Annotated in this window: 15 protein-coding genes; 3 read left to right on the top strand and 12 right to left on the bottom strand. The window is 32.7% G+C overall.

Annotation, left to right across the window (positions count from 1 at the left end; translation table 11 throughout):
* Nucleotides 1–21 precede the first annotated feature (21 nt).
* From GGR97_RS00730 to GGR97_RS00715, 4 genes are read right to left on the bottom strand one after another with little or no spacing between them, the layout of a single operon-like run.
* Nucleotides 22–627 (bottom strand): nucleotidyltransferase family protein, encoded by a 606-nt coding sequence (locus GGR97_RS00730; RefSeq protein ID WP_167896503.1) that lies wholly within the window; start codon nt 625–627, stop codon nt 22–24.
* A 1-nt stretch (nt 628) separates the two neighbouring features.
* Entirely contained in the window at nt 629–1,636 is a 1,008-nt protein-coding gene (locus GGR97_RS00725) for an XdhC family protein (RefSeq protein ID WP_167896502.1), read from the bottom strand.
* Between the two features lie 6 nt (nt 1,637–1,642).
* Entirely contained in the window at nt 1,643–3,781 is a 2,139-nt protein-coding gene (locus tag GGR97_RS00720; protein ID WP_167896501.1) for a xanthine dehydrogenase family protein molybdopterin-binding subunit, read from the bottom strand.
* 1 nt (nt 3,782) lies between these two features.
* Nucleotides 3,783–4,250, bottom strand: coding sequence for a (2Fe-2S)-binding protein (locus tag GGR97_RS00715; RefSeq protein ID WP_167896500.1), 468 nt, complete (start codon nt 4,248–4,250; stop codon nt 3,783–3,785).
* A gap of 233 nt (nt 4,251–4,483) precedes the next feature.
* Between GGR97_RS00715 and GGR97_RS00710 the strand changes: the two genes are divergently transcribed.
* Both GGR97_RS00710 and trxA read left to right on the top strand, forming a co-directional pair.
* Nucleotides 4,484–6,571 (top strand): glutamine--tRNA ligase/YqeY domain fusion protein, encoded by a 2,088-nt coding sequence (locus GGR97_RS00710; RefSeq protein WP_167896499.1) that lies wholly within the window; start codon nt 4,484–4,486, stop codon nt 6,569–6,571.
* A 205-nt stretch (nt 6,572–6,776) separates the two neighbouring features.
* Nucleotides 6,777–7,136 (top strand): thioredoxin, encoded by a 360-nt coding sequence (gene trxA / locus GGR97_RS00705; protein WP_167896498.1) that lies wholly within the window; start codon nt 6,777–6,779, stop codon nt 7,134–7,136.
* Nucleotides 7,137–7,202: 66 nt separating this feature from the next.
* Here the strand turns inward: trxA and GGR97_RS00700 are convergent, their stop codons facing one another.
* Nucleotides 7,203–8,567, bottom strand: coding sequence for a hypothetical protein (locus tag GGR97_RS00700; protein ID WP_167896497.1), 1,365 nt, complete (start codon nt 8,565–8,567; stop codon nt 7,203–7,205).
* Nucleotides 8,568–8,708: 141 nt separating this feature from the next.
* On the opposite strand from GGR97_RS00700, the gene GGR97_RS00695 reads away from it, so the two are divergent.
* Nucleotides 8,709–9,647, top strand: a complete 939-nt coding sequence (locus GGR97_RS00695) for an ABC transporter ATP-binding protein (protein ID WP_167896496.1) — start codon at nt 8,709–8,711, stop codon at nt 9,645–9,647.
* Here GGR97_RS00695 and GGR97_RS00690 read toward each other — a convergent pair.
* The 7 genes from GGR97_RS00690 to ricT are packed head-to-tail and all read right to left on the bottom strand — an operon-like array spanning nt 9,637 to nt 18,232.
* The gene (locus GGR97_RS00690; protein ID WP_167896495.1) at nt 9,637–10,644 is read right to left on the bottom strand and encodes a DUF4837 family protein; all 1,008 of its coding nucleotides are present in this window, start codon (nt 10,642–10,644) and stop codon (nt 9,637–9,639) included. The two genes, GGR97_RS00695 and GGR97_RS00690, sit on opposite strands and share 11 nt — an antisense overlap.
* 6 nt (nt 10,645–10,650) lie before the next feature.
* The gene (locus GGR97_RS00685) at nt 10,651–12,171 is read right to left on the bottom strand and encodes a transglycosylase SLT domain-containing protein (RefSeq protein WP_245229422.1); all 1,521 of its coding nucleotides are present in this window, start codon (nt 12,169–12,171) and stop codon (nt 10,651–10,653) included.
* Between the two features lie 4 nt (nt 12,172–12,175).
* Nucleotides 12,176–13,123 carry an OmpA family protein gene (locus GGR97_RS00680; RefSeq protein ID WP_167896493.1) on the bottom strand — a complete coding sequence of 316 codons (948 nt, stop codon included), beginning with the start codon at nt 13,121–13,123 and terminating at the stop codon, nt 12,176–12,178.
* A 9-nt stretch (nt 13,124–13,132) separates the two neighbouring features.
* The gene (locus GGR97_RS00675) at nt 13,133–13,897 is read right to left on the bottom strand and encodes an exodeoxyribonuclease III (protein WP_167896492.1); all 765 of its coding nucleotides are present in this window, start codon (nt 13,895–13,897) and stop codon (nt 13,133–13,135) included.
* 12 nt (nt 13,898–13,909) lie between these two features.
* On the bottom strand, nt 13,910–16,201 hold the full coding sequence (locus GGR97_RS00670; protein ID WP_167896491.1) for a transglycosylase domain-containing protein: 2,292 nt from the start codon (nt 16,199–16,201) through the stop codon (nt 13,910–13,912).
* A gap of 11 nt (nt 16,202–16,212) precedes the next feature.
* Entirely contained in the window at nt 16,213–16,695 is a 483-nt protein-coding gene (locus GGR97_RS00665; RefSeq protein WP_167896490.1) for a gliding motility lipoprotein GldH, read from the bottom strand.
* A complete protein-coding gene (gene ricT / locus GGR97_RS00660) occupies nt 16,688–18,232 on the bottom strand; it encodes a PSP1 domain-containing protein (protein ID WP_167896489.1) in 1,545 nt (514 codons plus the stop codon). The genes GGR97_RS00665 and ricT overlap by 8 nt, the downstream gene beginning before the upstream one ends.
* Nucleotides 18,233–18,332: the final 100 nt, after the last annotated feature.

Genomic DNA, 18,332 nt, shown 5'->3' with positions numbered 1-18,332 from the left:
TTCTGGTTTAGAAACGCAAATCTATAACAAAGCATTTAAACTTTTTAACATTTTAGCATAATCCTCTGGGGTATCTATGTCTAAAATTTCCTTTTTCAAAACAAACGTAGACACTTCTGATTCGTGTTTTTTAAGAATCGATCTAGCTCCATCATCCTTAGACAACAAAACTAATTCTTTAAAAAATTCTTGTTCAAAAACAACAGGAACTCCTGTATAATTAAGACAAGCTGTTACCGTAATTTCACATTGATGATGGTAGTGATATTCCAAAATTTGCTGAATATCTTTTGTTTGAATACTAGGCTGATCGGCTAATAAAACAAAAACTCTTTGGTGTTTTTTAAGTTTCTGAATTACTGAAACTCCATAAGCAATAGAACTTCCTATTCCCTTTTTCCACTGTTGATGATTTAAAATATGTACAGAATATTTTTTAATGGTTTTAGTAATAACATCGCTATTTGCTCCTACCACCACAAACACATTTTCTTTAGAAACCGCCAATACTTGTTTGATGGCATGTGTTAACAAAACATCATTTTTAAAAGGAAGTAACTGCTTGGGTTGTTTCATTCTACTTGAACTTCCTGCTGCTACTATTAAAAAGGCTGTGTTTGCAATCATCTTATATAGATAGTTTTAAACTAGTATTCTTTGGTAAAGAACTTACTAATTTATTCTTTTTAGTAGCTATAATTTCTGCCACAATAGAAACTGCTATTTCCTGAGGAGTTACAGAACCAATATCTAAACCTGTGGGTCCATGAATGAGTTCTAAAAACTCTTCAGAAATATCCAAATCGTCTTCAATTAGAGCCGTAAACAATTGTTCTTTTCTTTTTGTTGCTCCCAACAAACCAATATATAATGGTTTTGATTTTTTTAAACGTTGTAAAAACCACAAATCTTTTGCATAATTATGATTCATCAACACAATTGCCGTTTCTCTATCTATCTTAAGTTCATTAATATCGTCTTCTTCTGTATTGATGATTTTCTTAGTTCCTATAAAATCATTGATAGATTTTAATGTTTTAGTTCCGTTTACAATAATTACTTCCCATCCTAAAAAAGAGGCTTGCTGACTTAAACTATTTGCATCGTGCTCTGTACCTACAATGTAAATTTGAAATATAGGTTCCATGATTTGATGAAAGCAGTTTTTAAACTTTGTTTTTCTATTAAAATTAGAAATTGGATAATCTACACCATCTAACTGAACAATGGTTCCTCCTCCCACAGTTAGCGCATCAGCATAAAAAGTATTGAGTTGAAATGACTTTCTATTTGCAAAACAATGTTGAATTTTAAGAATTACCTCATCAGAAATGTTTAGTTTTTCTAACAATAAATACAACGTTCCCTCGCATCCCAACCTGTATCTTCCATCGTAACTAATTAACTTAGATTGCCCTGTGGCAAATACAGATTGCGACTGTAACACCACTTCTTTTTCTACACAACCACCACTTACTGCTCCAACAATCTGCATATTTTGATGGATAAGCATTCGCACCCCTTCTTTTCTGTATGACGATCCATTAACAGATACCAAGGTTGCTAACACCGTACTTTTAGAAAGTTGTTTGGCTTTAAGGTAAGCTTCTAATATTTCTTTAAATTCATGAGTCATAAAACCCTAACTATTTAAGCCATTTTTAACAAAAGGATGTTTTCTAAATCTTTTACCCATGGCAGCATACAAAGCATTAGCTACTGCTGCTGGTGCCGGTGGCAAGGTAGGTTCTCCCATTCCTGTAGGTGCTTCTTTACTATCTACAAAAGAAACCACAACTTCCGGAGCATCTTTTAATCTTGTTAATTTATACTGATGAAAATTATTGCTTTTTGGCACTCCGTTTTCTACAATCATTTCACTAAACATAGCATGTCCAATTCCATCTATAATACCACCTTCTGCTTGCGCTCTTGCTCCTAGCGGATTTACTACAATTCCACAATCTACAACACAGTATACTTTGGTTACCACAGGCTTGTTGTCTTTTAAAACCACTTCTGCAATTTGAGCCACGTGGGTATTATGAGAATAATAAGCACTAAAACCTTGATAAACTCCTTGCTTTGAAACTCCCCATTGGGCTTCTTTAGCTACTTTTTTAATAACCTCCTGCATTCTTTCAGGAGAATATTCCATGTTCTGATCTTTGTGCTTTTTGGCATTTTCTAGCAAATCTAATCGTAACTGAATAGGATCTATGTTTAGTTCTTCTGACAACTCATCAAAAAAACTTTGTTCTGCAAAAGCCAAAATGTTACAAATGGGTGCTCTCCACGCAAAACAAGTTACTTTACTTTTTATTTTGTACGTATCAATTAACAAATTATCTATAGCTCCTGAAGGGAAAAAATTAGCTCTTTGTTTATTAACCACCGCATTTACAGAAATATCTGTTAAATGATAGCCTGTTATTTTATCGTTTTTAATTGCTGCTCTTATCTTGTATTTTACTTTAGGTCTATACCAACCCGCTGTCATATCATCTTCTCTGGTGTAAACCAATTTTACAGGTTTCTTAATTTTATCAGAAATTAACGCAGCTTCAATGGCATAATCTCCTTTTAAACGTCTACCAAAACCACCACCAATTCTGCACATTTCTACACGCACCTCATCTACCTCTCTTTTTAAATTTCTAGCCACTTGTTTAGCGGTTAATTCTGGAGTTTGTATAGGTCCTTTTAATTCAATGATCTCATCAGTTACATTGGCAAAAAAGTTCATGGGCTCCATGGTGTTGTGTGCTAAAAAGGGAGCCTCGTACACTCTTTCTATTACTTTATCAGCTTCTTTAAAAGCTTTTTTTACATCTCCATCTTCTCTTACCTTTTTAAACTTTCCAGAAGCTAAGGCTTCTTCTGCTAATTGATCAAAATAGGTAGAATCTTCATTTTTATTGGCTTTGCTATAGGTAGCTTTTACCGCTTTTTTACCTTGAAAAGCAATCCATGTACTGGTGGCTATTACGGCAATGTTGTTTCCTGTTTTTACAACTTCTGAAACTCCTTTAATTTTTAAAGCTTCCGATGCATCAAACCTTATTAATTTTTGGCCAAAAGCCGGTGGATGTATAATAGAAGCATACACCATTCCCTCTTCAAAATAATCCATTCCATACAATGGTGCTCCTTGGGTAATTTTAAAGTTATCTACATTTTTGGCTTGTTTTCCTATAATTTTAAAATCCTCAGGATTTTTTAAGGTAATTTCTGTAGGTACTTCTAACGTTGCTGCTTTTACTACTAAATCTCCATAGCCTAACTTTTTACCGTTGGGATGAATTACATTTCCATCACTTGTACTACAATCGTTAGCACTTACATTCCACTCTAAAGCTGCAGCGTTTATCAACATTTGTCTTGCTGTAGCTCCGGCTTCTCTTAAAGGCAACCAAGAAAATCGGATAGACTGACTTCCTCCTGCTACTTGTCTTTTAAAATTTTTAGTATCTAAATTTGCTTGAACCACTCTTACATGTTCCCAAGGCACATCTAACTCTTCTGCCACAATCATAGGCATAGATGTTTTTACTCCTTGCCCAATTTCTGGATTGGGAGAATAAATAGTTACTCTTCCATTGTTAGCTATTTGTATATAGGCATTAAATTCATTGTAATCTAAGGCTTCTAAATCTATAGGTTTGTCATTTTTAAACTGACAGCTTTGTAAAAAATTAACTCCTAATACAATTCCAGCACCAGATAATAGCGAAACTTTTATAAAAGATTTTCTATCCATTTGTAGTTGTTGCTTTGCCATGTTACTTAATTGTTTGTGTTAATTCTGCTGCTTTTTCTACTGCCTTTTCTATTCTTTTATAAGTAGCACATCGGCAAATATTACCATGCATAGCCTCTTTAATTTCTTCTTTACTTGGATTATTATTCTGTGCTAAAAATGCAGATGCTGTCATTATTTGACCTGCTTGACAATAACCGCATTGTGGTACATCTATATCTCTCCAAGCTATTTGCACAGGATGATCGTTTTTTTCTGACAAACCTTCTACCGTGGTAATGTTAGCATCTCCCACTATAGAAACTGGCAACAAACAACTACGTGTAATAACTCCATCCATATGAACAGAACAGGCACCACATTGACCTACACCGCAACCAAATTTGGTTCCTACCAAATGCAGCGAATCTCTTAATACCCAAAGTAGTGGTGTTTCTCCATCTACATCAACCTCGTATTTTTTGTTGTTAACTGTTAACTTAAATTGCATAGTTGTTGTTTTAATTTTAATAGAATTAAGAAGATATTATATATCAATCACTAAAATCACAATTTTAATACCAATACTTTATTTTCAGATGGTTAAATTATAAAAAGATATGGTCATTCTTAAATCGTATTTATACCAGATAAGAACATATTTCAACTTCAAACTATAAATTCATCGTTTTCGTTCTGTTTTCTGTAAATTTGCTGACTTAATAACTGATTATTTTTGTTGAAATGGTAGAAAAGAAATCATTGAACTTTATTGAACAAATCATTGAAGAAGATTTGGCAAATGGATTGGATCCAAAAAATCTAAGATTCCGTTTTCCACCAGAACCTAATGGATATTTACACATTGGACACGCTGCTTCTATTTGCTTAAACTTTGGTTTGGGTGAAAAATATAACGCTCCTGTAAACTTGCGTTTTGACGACACTAACCCTGCTAAAGAAGAGCAAGAGTATGTGGATGCCATTAAACGTGATGTACAATGGTTAGGTTTTAAATGGGATAAAGAATTGTATTCTTCTGATTATTTTCAACAATTATACGATTGGACTATCGACATTATAAAAGCTGGAAATGCTTATGTTGATATGCAATCTTCTGAAGAAATAGCAAAACAAAAAGGAACTCCTACCGAATCTGGTGTGGCAGGACCTTACAGAAATACTCCGGTTGAAGAAAACCTAGCCTTGTTTGAAAGAATGAAGAATGGTGAATTTAACGAAGGAGAAGCTATTTTACGTGCTAAAATTGACATGCAACACAATAACATGCATATGCGTGATCCTATTATGTATCGTGTCTTAAAAAAGCATCACCACAGAACAGGAAACGATTGGGTAATATATCCTATGTACGATTGGACTCATGGAGAATCTGATTATTTAGAAAGCATTACACATTCACTATGTACTTTAGAGTTTAAAAGTCATAGAGATTTATACGAATGGTATTTAGCTCAAGTTGCCGATGCTGATAAAATTCAACCAAAACAACGTGAATTTGCCCGTAGAAACATTAGTTATACGGTAATGAGTAAACGTAAACTGTTACAATTGGTACAAGAAAAATTGGTTTCTGGTTGGGACGATCCACGTATGCCAACCATTTCTGGATTAAGACGTAGAGGATACACACCTAATTCTATTAGAAAATTTAGTGAAATTGCTGGAATTTCTAAAAGAGACAACGTAACCGATGTGGCTTTGTTAGAATTCTGTATTAAAGATGAACTAAACAAAACAGCACCACGTGTAATGGCAGTGTTAGATCCTATTAAATTAGTGATTGATAACTATCCTGCTGATAAAGAAGAAATTTTAATTGCAGAAAACAATCCTGAAGATGAAGCTGCTGGAGAAAGAGAAGTTCCGTTTTCTAAAGAATTATTTATAGAGAGAGAAGACTTTAGAGAACAAGCCAATAAAAAATTCTTTAGATTAAAAATTGGTGGAGAAGTTCGTTTAAAAAACGCATACATTATTAAAGCTGACTCTATAGAAAAAGACGAAAACGGAAATATTACCGTAATCCATTGTACGGCAGATTTAGACTCTCGTTCTGGATCTGGAACCGAAGCAAGCAAACGTAGAGTAAAAGGAACCATTCACTGGGTAAGTAGCAAGCACGCTGTAAAAGCTCAAGTTAATTTATACGATCGTTTATTTAAAGACGAAGCTCCGGACAGCCATAAAGACATCGATTTTAAACAATTCATCAATCCAAATTCTTTAGAAGTAATTACCGCTTTGGTAGAACCAAGCTTATTGACTTCTAAACCTGGAGACAGATTCCAATTTCAACGTAAAGGATATTTTTGTGCCGATACAGATAGTACTTCTAAGCAGCTAATTTTTAACCGTACGGTTGGGTTAACAGATTCTTGGGCAAAAGAAGAAAAGAAAACGGCTACTCCTGCAAACGATGCTTCTTATGATGCTATTATTGCTTTGGCAGGAAAATATTTAAAAGCACGTTCTAACGAAGATAGAGCTGAACTTTTAACACAAATAGAACCTTTGGCTAACAAAGTGAACAAAGAGGTGTTAGCCACTAAATTAAATGATGCTATTGCCAATAAAGATGTATTAGCTGGTTTATTAACACTTAAATATATAGGAGTTAATAGTACTGATGAAAAGGCATTTATTAGCAAAGCTTTAGGAATGAAAAATGGTGCTATTAAACTAGAAGCGATTAACATTACTATTTCAGATGCTAATTTACTATCAGAAAATAAAATAGCATTAGAAGCTATTTTAGCTGACGAAAAAAGTCCTTTTATTAAAGAGATTATAGAGACAGCGTTGGCATAGTACTTGCTGATATTATACCTATGGAGGTTGTCTAAAAGTTCAATACACATCATCCTGATTTTAGTTCAGTATGACGTTTGTAAAACATTTTTAGACAACCTTTTTTAATGAATTAATCTTACAATTTTACTTCTGTAATTTTTGTTACTGATAATCGACTTAGTAATTAATAATTTTGAAACCATAAACCTAAAACAACAACAAAATGGTACAAACAATAACAAAACAAGATTTTTTAGACAAAGTATTTAATTTTGAAGCTTCTCAGGAATGGGATTTTGCTGGAGATGTTCCTGCAATTATTGACTTTTATGCAGACTGGTGTGGACCTTGTAAAGCCTTAGCCCCACTATTAGAAGACTTACAAAAAGAATACGATGGAAAAATAAATATCTATAAAGTAGATACAGAAGCTGAACAAGAATTGGCAGGTGCTTTTGGAATTCGTTCTATTCCTTCTTTATTATTCTGTCCAAAAGGAGAAAAACCACAAATGGCTCAAGGTGCTTTACCTAAGCAACAATTTGAAGAATTGATTAAAGATATTTTAAAGGTTGAAAAATAAGATTCAACCTTTAAAAACCAAAAAAGGCTCACAATAGTGAGCCTTTTTTATGATGTATTATTTGTATTACAGTTTAATATTTACTCCTACATAAGGTCTTACTTGGTTAACTGTTCCAAAAGTACCATCTTCTTTTTCAGCATATGTCCATTGGTAATCTACTCCCGCTTCTAAGAACTTGTTAATTCTATAGGTCACTAAAATATTAGCTAACGATTTAGAATCAAACTTAAAAGCATCTCCTAAATCTGATAATTGCCCTTTTACATATTTACCTCTTGCTCTAAAATTTGCAATCTCTTTTGTTTGTAAATTTAAACCTACAATAGCACCTCTATTACTTTTCTCTAAATCATCTGGTAAAATTAATTCTCCTTCTATTTTCACTAATCCTAAAATTTCACTTCCTAAACGTCCGTAAATACCTTGAGATTTTTCTGCTCCCACTAATTCAGTCAAACGAGCATCTTTATTAATTTCGTAAGCAAAGTTAAAGAATTGTGGAATATAGTTTTCTCCATACCATTGTCTTTCTATTCTAGCATTTAAATGAAATACATTTGCCACAAATCTAAACTGAGCTTCTAAACCTGTTGCAAAACCACTACCGTCATCATAAGTATTCCCATTAAGATAATTACCTGGATTCATATTTACATCTTCTGCCAAAGCTTCGTTTTTATTTAACTTAGCATACTGTGCATCCCAAGTTAATTTTAACAAAACATTTTTTAATAAAGTCATCCCTATATCTACACCAACAGCACTGTTTCCATCTCTGGTAAAAGTTGTGTTAGAAGTTACACCCGCTTCAGTAGTTTCTTCAAAATTATCTTTATCAGAAACATAACTAACTCCTAACTCTAATGTTTTTAAAATTGGAATACTTGTTTTTGCTAATGGCTTATAATAAGGTCTTAAGGCTAATAATTTTTGAGTTCCATCAAAATTTACATCGCTATAAATAGCTTCTAAACCTATTGTTTTTTTGAATAATAAGTCGGCACTAATACCTACTTTACGTCTTTCAAAAGAAATAGCGTTGCTGTAGTTTCCTAATAAAGCTCCAAAACCAAGTTGTTCACCTGTCATATCTCCTAACTTAGCATACACAGCATCTTTTTTCTTTCTACCGTAGCGTAAGTAACGAACCATTCTTAAGACTCCAACACCATTATTAAATTCCTGTGTTCTTAGCTCACCATTTTCGGTATTAAACAATAAAGGCACATCTAATCCTAGTCCAAATTTACCTATAGAGAATTCTGGTTGTACTCTAAACCCTACAAAGGTTTGATCCCCAATGGTAGTTGCTCCAAAATTTGCAGACAAGGTATTTTCTTTGTCAAAAGAGCTTTCAAACTCATCTTGAGCATATCCAAATTGCACAAAAATAATCGCTAATAAAACAATTCTTATTGTAGTTTTCATAGTTATAGTTTTACGTTTTAACATATGTTAAATTTAAACGTTTTTATGAAAACCACAAGGTAATTTTTATGTTTTCAGATTTTCGTATTCTGAAATTCTATCTCCTTAGAAACCTTATATTTGTGGCTTAAAGAAATTTATATGCTTTCTATTGAAAACGTTTCCTACGCTTACATTAAAGATAAACCCATACTTAAGAACATTAACTTTAAGGTTCAGGCTGGTGAATACATTGCTCTTTTGGGAGAAAGTGGTTGTGGAAAAAGTACCTTACTTGAATTAATTTACGGATTGATGGACATTGAACAAGGAGCTATTTTTTACAACGATAAAAAATTATTGGGTCCTAAATTTAATCTTATTCCTGGTCATCCGTTTATGAAGTATTTGGCTCAAGATTTTAGTTTAATGCCTTATACAACAGCTGCAGAAAACGTAGGTGAATTTTTATCTAACATTTACAAAGAAAGAAAACAGGCAAGAATTAAAGAACTACTAGAGGTAGTAGACATGAGTGATTTTGCCAATATAAAAGTAAAAAACTTAAGTGGTGGACAAAAACAAAGAGTTGCCATTGCAAGAGTTTTAGCCAAAGAACCTAAAATTTTATTATTAGACGAACCTTTTAGTCATATAGATAACTTTAGAAAAAATCATTTAAGAAGACGTTTGTTTAACTATTTAAAAGCACAAAATATAGCTTGTATTGTAGCTACACACGATAGTACTGATGCCTTGTCTTTTGCCGACACCTTACATATTATAAGAGATACTAAAATAATAGTGAGTGGGTCTCCTAAAGAGGTTTATGAACATCCAACATCAACCTATGTAGCTTCTTTTTTTAACGAAGTAAACGAGATTCCGTACAGCTCTCTAGGAATTTCTAAAAAAGGAAAAGCTGTTCTTTATCCAGAACAGCTTAAGATTGTAGAAAACTCAAATATAAAAGCTACTGTGTTAAACAGCTATTACAAAGGAGTTTTTTATTTAGTTGAAGTAAAATTAAATCAACAAGAAATTATTATTTCTAGCATGAAAGCATATGCTAAAGGAACTAAAATATGTATTAGTCTTTAAGTTTAGTTGTTTTTAGAATGGCTTCTAATTCAAACATAAAATCTCTTTTGTTTACAGATGGAGCGTAATTAAAACCCTCTACCACAACAACTCTATTATTCTTTTCATCAACAATAGAATAGTTTAAGAAAGGACCTGCATTGTAAGCCCCAAAAACCTCCCAAGTACCTCTAGTTTCATAAGCTTTTTTACCATTAATTGTAACTTCTTTTACTACAGGAGTTCTAGCAGCTTCTGTAATCATGTACATTTTATCTACATTATTACCTCTAATATATGCTTTACCTACTTTATCTCTATTCTGAATAATTTGTTCTAAAACAGACTTACTATCATCAAAAAGAGGCACTTCATAAGCCAATAAATTATTTGTTTGATCTCCGGCTGCAATTCCTCCAGCTATGTGACTTCTCACCCACATAAATGAATCTAGAGTATCTATAACTACTCTGTACTTGTTGGGAATTTCCATTTTTATTCCCAAACCAGTCAAAGCATTTATTTTTTTAACCATTTTATTTCTGCTATTCTCTTTCTGAATGGTTTTAATATCTTCATTCTTAAAAGTCTTAATCATATCAGGACCTTTTAAAGCTATTAATTTCACCAATTCTTCTACCGTTGGAGCTTTTAACTCTACAATGGTTTGTGGTTTTGCGTATTTGTCTTTAGTAGTTCTAAACGTTTCTTTATCGGACAATTGCAACACTAACAAGTTTCTACTGTGTTGAAACATTTTATTAAATGCTTTTGGTGGAATGGTAGAAATGTTAAATTGAAATTCTGGTTGTGGTAAACCCACCATAGGCTCCGCTATTAATTCTTTAAAAGCTTGTCCTATTTTACCCTCCCAATGCTGAGGTTCTACCACTACAATTATATGATTGATTCTTCCTGTAGATTCAGGAATCATATAACTATTGTCTTGTTTTTTACCATCTTTGTTACCACAGGCAACTAATAAAACGAATGCTAAAAAAGTAATTATTTTTTTCATAGATGCTTACATTTTATAAATAACCAATTGATTACCTAATTTTAAATTGTTACTACCCCAAAGATTATTCCACGATCTAACAGCGGTAACCGTTACGTTGTATTTTTTAGAAATATCCCAAAGATTGTCTCCATTTACTACCGTATGATAGGTTTTTGTTCCTTTTTTAGGAACCTCTACTTTGGTTAGCTTTTTTACAGGTTGTGGTTTTGCAACCGTATAATTTAACCGCTTAGGATATATTGTTAATCGCTGCCCAACTTTTAAATTGGTAGATTTTAAATTGTTCCACTTTTTAAGATCTCTTACATAAACTCCATGTCTATCTGCAATTAATCCTAAATAATCTCCAGATTTTACTCTATAGCTAATACGCTGACTCATTTCAAAATACTGAGGCAACGGTTTTTCTCTTTCATTTGCTTGCAAAGTAGCATATTCATATACTTTGTCTTCATTGTCTACAAAAGCTAAAGCATCTTTTAGTGGAAGTGCTAATTTGTAGTTTCTTCCTTTTACGTAAGGCACAATATTTAATTTGTAAGACGGATTTAGAAATTCTAACATTTCTATATCTGTACCTACCATATCATTTATTTGCTGAAATGTTAGCAATTGTTTTACCTGAATACTATCTACCTCAAACTTATGAATTCTTGGTTGTTCTGTATAAATTTGATGCTCTTTGGCATATTCAAAAATATACATGGTAGCATAAAACGCAGGAAGATAATCTGCTGTTTCCTTTGGTAAAAAAGGTCTAATGTTCCAATAATTAGTTCTGTTTCCAGATCTTCTAATAGCTTTAGATACATTTCCTGGTCCAGAATTATAAGCTGCCAATGCTAAATCCCAATCGTTAAAACTGTGATACAATTGCTCTAAATACTTACAAGCTGCTTTGGTAGATTTTACAGGATCTTGTCTTTCATCTACATAAGAACTAACCTTTAAATCGAACATTTTACCTGTTTGATACATAAACTGCCACAAACCGGTTGCCCCAACTCTTGATTTTGCTCTAGGCTTTAAAGCAGATTCTACAATAGCCAAATACTTTATTTCTAAAGGAATTTCGTACTGAGCCAATTGCTCTTCAAAAAACGGAAAATAATATTCCGCTCTTGCCATCATTTGTGGATAATACTTCTTTCTGTATTTTAAGTAACTTTTAATAATTCTTTCCAATTCAATATTGTATTCAATATGAAAAGGAGTTTTCTCATTTAAACGTTCTAATCTATATTTTAGCGTATCAGTAGGTAAATCTTCGTTTACAAATCTATCATCTTCAATAGGTTTTAAATTTTCAAACAAACTATCAGATAAAGATGCTCTGTATAAATTTTCTATCCAAAGACTATCAATTTTAGCAATTTCAGCCTCTTCAATAGCATCTTCATAGGTAACAAAAGTTTCTACAACTTCTTTTTCATCAACACCTAAAGTATCTTTTTCTTGTTGGGCAACAACAGAATAGCTTATTAATAGGGCTATTACTCCAAACTTCATCAATCTACAACTCAAAATACTACTCGTTTAATAATTTAGTTACCTCATCTAAGTTAGGAGACAACACAATTTCAATTCTTCTGTTCTTGGCTTTTCCAGCATCTGTAGCATTTGATGCCACTGGAATATATTCACTACGTCCTGCCGCTGTAATTTGCTTTGGAGACACGTTTTGATCTTGTAAAACTCTAACAATTGCCGTAGCTCTTTTTACAGATAAATCCCAGTTATCTTGTATAACACCACCATGATAAGGATCGTTATCTGTATGTCCTTCAATCAATACATTAATAGATGGATTTTTTTCTAAAACTTTAGCCAATTCTGTTACTGCAGATTTTCCATTGGCTCCAATATCCCATCTTCCAGATTGGAATAACAATTTATTTTCCATAGAAACATAAATTTTTCCATCTCTGTTTTCAACAGTTAATCCTTTTCCTTCAAAGCTAACCAAGGCTTCACTAATAGCACTTTTTAACTTTTGCATAGCTGCCTCTTTACTAGCTATTAATGCTTCTAAATCTGTAATTCTTTGAGATCTTGAATCTAAAGCAGCTCTTAACTTTCTTAAGTTAGCTTCTTCTTTTAACAACTTATCTTCCTTAATTTCTAATTCTGATAATAAGGTTTGATTTTCTCTAACTTTAGAATTTATAGTGGATGAACTGTTTGCAGATAAATCATCATAAGATTCTTGAAGTTTGTTGTATCTACCCATGATAGATTCAATTTCTTCATTCAATTTTTTAGATTGATTGCTATAGTATAAATGTTGTTGTTTTAAATCTCTTAACTCCTTAGACATTCCAAATTTATCTTTGATTAACTCATCATTTTGAGCCACCAAATCTGCACTTGTATCTCTTAATCTATCATATTTATCTGATAATTCTGTGAATTGTTGTTTGGTTACACAACTAGTTAAAGTTGCAACTGCAAAAAGGGTCAATAAAACTTTTTTCATGTGAGGGTACTATTTAGAAATTTCTACAACTATTGGGCAATGGTCTGAATGTTTTGCTTCTGGCAAAATATAAGCTCTCTCTAATCTATCTTCTAAGGTTTTAGTTACCATGTGGTAATCTATTCGCCAACCTTTGTTATTATTTCGTGCATTGGCTCTGTAGCTCCACCAAGAATAATGATGTGGTTCTTTGTTAAAATGTCTAAAACTATCTACAAATCCACTATTGATAAACCTGCTTAACCACGCTCTTTCTACCGGTAAAAACCCAGAAGTATTCTTATTCTGTTTTGGATTATGAATGTCTATTTCTTCGTGACAAATATTGTAATCCCCACAAATAATTAAATTTGGAATTTGGGTACGCAACGTTGTTACATAATCCAAAAACTCATCCATATAATTTAATTTAAAATCTAAACGAGCATCATTAGTTCCAGATGGCAAGTACAAACTCATTACAGAAAACGTATCGTAATCAACACGTAAGTTTCTACCTTCAAAATCCATAGTTTCTATACCCGTTCCGTACTCTACATGGTTTGGTTCTTCTTTACACAAAACGGCTACACTACTGTATCCTTTTTTTTGTGCAGAGAACCAATAAGTGTATTTATACCCTAAGTTTTCAAAAACGCTAAGGTCTAATTGTTCTTTATGTGCTTTGGTTTCTTGTAAACATAGAATGTCTGGATTGGCTGCTTCTAGCCAATCTAAAAAACCTTTTTTTAAGGCGGCTCTAATTCCGTTTACATTGTAGGATATAATCTTCATATACGTGTATTCTTAAAAATCTGGATTTGTTTCAATTAGCGAGCTTTCTCCATCTTCGTCTACGGACGAATTACAATCAATTGCTATACCAAAGTCTTCGGGTTGTTCAAAATCTTCTTGACTGATATTTAGAGACTCATCTGCATAACATTTTTTCATAAACAAAGCCCACGTAGGTAAAGACATACTTGCTCCTTGTCCGTAAGTAATTCCGGCAAAGTGTGTAGATCTTTCTTCACCTCCTGTCCAAACTCCTACCGCTAAATTTGGGACAACTCCCATAAACCAACCATCAGATTGATTTTGTGTAGTTCCTGTTTTTCCTGCAATTGGATTGGTAAATTGATATGGATAACCTGTAGCTACATTCTCTGGATATTTTCCCCATTTCCCACGCAAACGAACTCCTGATCCCTCCATGGTAACTCCTTTAAGCAAATCTAATACTGCATAGGCAGCTTCCTCACTCATTACTTCTTCAGATGCTGGAACAAAACGTTGTAAAACGCTACCGTTTTTATCTTCTATACGCATTACCATGGTTTGGTTTACTCTAAAACCTTTATTAGCAAACATGGCATAGGCTCCAACCATATCATACAAACTAGCATCAATAGTCCCTAAAGCAATAGATGGATAAGGTGGAATGTTAGATGTAATTCCTGATTTTTTTGCCAATTGAACCACTGTTTCTGGTCCAACTCTATCAATCATTCTAGCAGTAATTACGTTAACAGATTTTGCCAAAGCTTGTTTTAGCGTTAACTCTCCACCATATTCATCCCCTGCATTTTTAGGAGTCCAATCTTCTAATAAATCATATTTTCCTTTTGGAATGGTAAAAGGTGTATTGGGATATTTTTCACAAGGAGAAATTCTAAACTGATTGATAGCAGATGCATATACAAAGGGTTTAAAAGTAGATCCTACTTGACGTTTTCCTTGTTTTACGTGATCGTATTTAAAGTACTTGTGATTGATTCCTCCTACCCAAGCTTTAATATGTCCTGTTTGTGGTTCTACCGCCAACAAACCTGAACGTAAAAATGATTTGTAATATTTAATAGAATCATAAGGAGACATTAGCGTGTCTTTACTTCCTTTTTTCCAATCAAAAACTTCCATTTTTCGTTTTTCTTTAAACTTTTTAAGAATTTCTTTTTTACTTAAACCCTGTTCATTTAAAGTTTTATATCTATCAGTAGTTCTAATAGCTCTAAACAAAATAGATTCTACTTGACTTTTATCGATATCATAAAAAGGAGCCGTAGGATTTCTCTTTTGCTCTTTAAAAAAGATACGCTGTAAATTAGACATATGTTCTGTAACTGCTTGCTCTGCATATGCTTGCATTTTAGAATCTAGCGTTACATAAATTTTTAATCCATCTCTATAAATATTGTAGTAAGTTCCGTCTGATTTAGGGTTTTCTTTGATCCACTTTTTTAAATAATCTCTTAAATATTCTCTAAAATAAGTAGCATGTCCATCACTATGTCCTTCTGGAGTGTAATCAATATTGATTGGTAAATTATTTAAAGAATCTTTTTCCTGTGTTGTGATGATTCCATTTCTTTCTAACTGACCAAAAACAGTACTTCTTCTATTTTTGGCATTGGTAGGAAATCTTCTAGGATTGTATAGTGATGGGTTTTTTGCCATCCCAACCAAAATTGCAGATTCTTCTAACGATAATTCCTTAGGTTCTTTGTTAAAATAAATTCTTGAAGCAGAACGAATACCAATTGCATTGTACAAAAAATCGTACTTATTAAGATACATGGTAATAATCTCGTTCTTGGTGTATTGCTTTTCTAGCTTAACCGCAATAACCCATTCTTTTAGTTTTTGACCAATACGCTTTACAATGTTTCTAGTTCCGTAATTCTCTGTAAACAGTTGTTTGGCTAGCTGCTGAGTAATGGTACTACCACCTCCTCCTTTTCCTAATTTAGCAATTGCTCTGGCCAAACTATAAAAATCAATTCCAGAATGCTCATAAAAACGTTCGTCTTCTGTAGCAATTAAAGCTGTTACTAAGTTCTCTGGTAAATCCTCAAATTTTACAGGAGTTCTATTTTCTCTATAGTATTTTCCTAAGGTAACACCGTCAGAAGAAATAATTTCTGTTGCAAAGTTTTTTTCTGGACTTTCTAATTCTTCAAAAGTTGGTAGCTTTCCAAAAGCTCCCATATTTACTAATAAAAATATAGCAAATATACTTAGTATAGAAAATGAAAACAGTCCCCAAAATATCTTTAAATAAGACTTAAAGTTTGGTTTTGATTCTTTTTTCTTCTCCATTTTTTATAAAGTTATTTTTTTGATTCTTCTATTCTTAAACCAACATCTGTAATTCCTAAAAGTTCAGGAATTCCTTCTACCTGTCCACGTTTTCTCATTGCTTGGAAAAACTCAAAGCGATATGTTCCTGTTTCTGGAAACGTATAGTTTTCTAAAAAATACAGTTTGTTATTTCTAACATCAGTAAAACCTTCTCCTAACCAATTTCCAAAAGCATCTGCCATTTCGTATTCCAAAGTATCTTGAATTACAATTTTACTAGGCAAAGTCATTTTAGAAATTACGTACAAGTTTCTGTACTGATATTGATTATCAGTACGAACATTTAAAAACACATGATGAGGCTTTGATATATCTTCTATATCTACCTTAAACAAAACAGAATCCTTAGCTTTCCATACTTTGTTTTCTAGGGTTTGATAACTATCATATTTCTTATAACGATCACAAGAAAAAGATAGTATCAACACTATGCAAAAAAGAATTTTATTCACTTTTAGCAGGCCCATTAGTTGGTTTGTTTGGTCTTTTTCTATTGTTATTTCTACGCTTTGGTTTGTTAGCCGGTTTATTTTCCGAACTTGCTTGCGCACCTCCTTGTGGCTTGTTAGCAGTTGGTTGTCCTTCCGGTTTTTGTGGTTTTGCCTTTTGCGGTCTTCTTTTAGGTCTAGGCTTATTTGTACTAGCTCCTTCTTTAGCAGGTTCTACATTTTTAGCATTTGGATTTGCTTTTTGTGCAGGACCATTGGCATTAGGTTTATTGGTAGGCTTTCTTCTATTTGGTTTTCTTACAGGTCTATTTGCCCCCTCTTTAACTGGCTGTTTAGCATCTGGAGTAGCACTCTTTTTAGCTGCAGGAGTTTGTCTTTGTTGAGGAGTATTAGGTCTTGGCTTATTTTTAGAACGATTATTGTTTTTCCTTCTGTTGTTTTTACGCTTTGGCTCGTCAAAACGAGTTAAACTATCTTGTCCTACAACATTTTCAAAATCAATTTTAGTTTCTTCAATATTCTCAGCATCAAACTCTTCTAATCCATCAACTGAATTTCCTTGTTTGTTTTCCTCTATAATTTCTTGAACCTGAGTTAAGGTTAACTTAAACCATTTAGACTTATCATCTTTATAAGTGTACCAAAGTACCTCTTTAAAAATGTCCATTTTAATAAAAATAGCTAAGCCTTTTTCCGTTTTTAACATAGTAGATGGAGAAGGAAAACCTTTTAAAGCATCTAAATACGTATCTAACTCATAATTTAAGCAACATTTTAATTTACCACATTGCCCTGCTAATTTTTGAGGGTTTAATGATAATTGTTGATATCTAGCAGCTGCCGTATTTACTTTTCTAAAATCTGTTAACCAAGTAGAACAACACAACTCTCTACCACAAGAACCAATTCCACCTAAACGGGCAGCTTCTTGACGTAAACCTACTTGTTTCATTTCTACTCTAATAGAAAATGCAGATGCCAATTCTCTAATTAATTGACGAAAATCTACACGATCATCTGCCGTATAATAAAAAGTAGCCTTGTTTCCATCTCCCTGATATTCAACATCAGAAAGTTTCATTTTAAGACCTAACTTAATAATAATTTCTCTACCCTTTTTCTGAGTTTCGGTTTCTCTATTTCTAGCTTCTTCCCAAGTTTCAATATCTTTAAGAGTAGCTTTTCTGTAAATTTTCTTTACTTCTTCGCTTTCAACACCTACCTTTTTCTTTTTCATTTGAATTTTAACCAATTCACCTGTTAAAGAAACTGTTCCAATATCGTGACCTGGGTTACCTTCTACAGCAACCACCTCACCAATTGTTAATTGAATGTTTTTTTCGTTTTTAAAGAAGTGTTTTCTTCCGTTTTTAAAACGGATTTCAACAATATCAAACGGTTTTTGACCTGTTGGCAATTCCATGTTAGAAAGCCAATCAAAAACTGTTAATTTATCGCAACTTCCAGTACCACAACTTCCGTTGCTTTTGCACCCATTTGGCACACCACCGTCTTTAGTTGAGCAACTAGTACAGCTCATATGTTTTATATATTATCACACTTTCGTGTAGGATTCGTAATTCATCAAAAACCAATATTTTAGTTGGTCTTTTTCTATCAATTTTTAAAGATATAACTTA

Source organism: Wenyingzhuangia aestuarii, from assembly GCF_011927765.1.
In the GTDB taxonomy this organism is placed as follows: domain Bacteria; phylum Bacteroidota; class Bacteroidia; order Flavobacteriales; family Flavobacteriaceae; genus Wenyingzhuangia; species Wenyingzhuangia aestuarii.
This window is presented reverse-complemented; position numbering and strand designations above follow the sequence as displayed.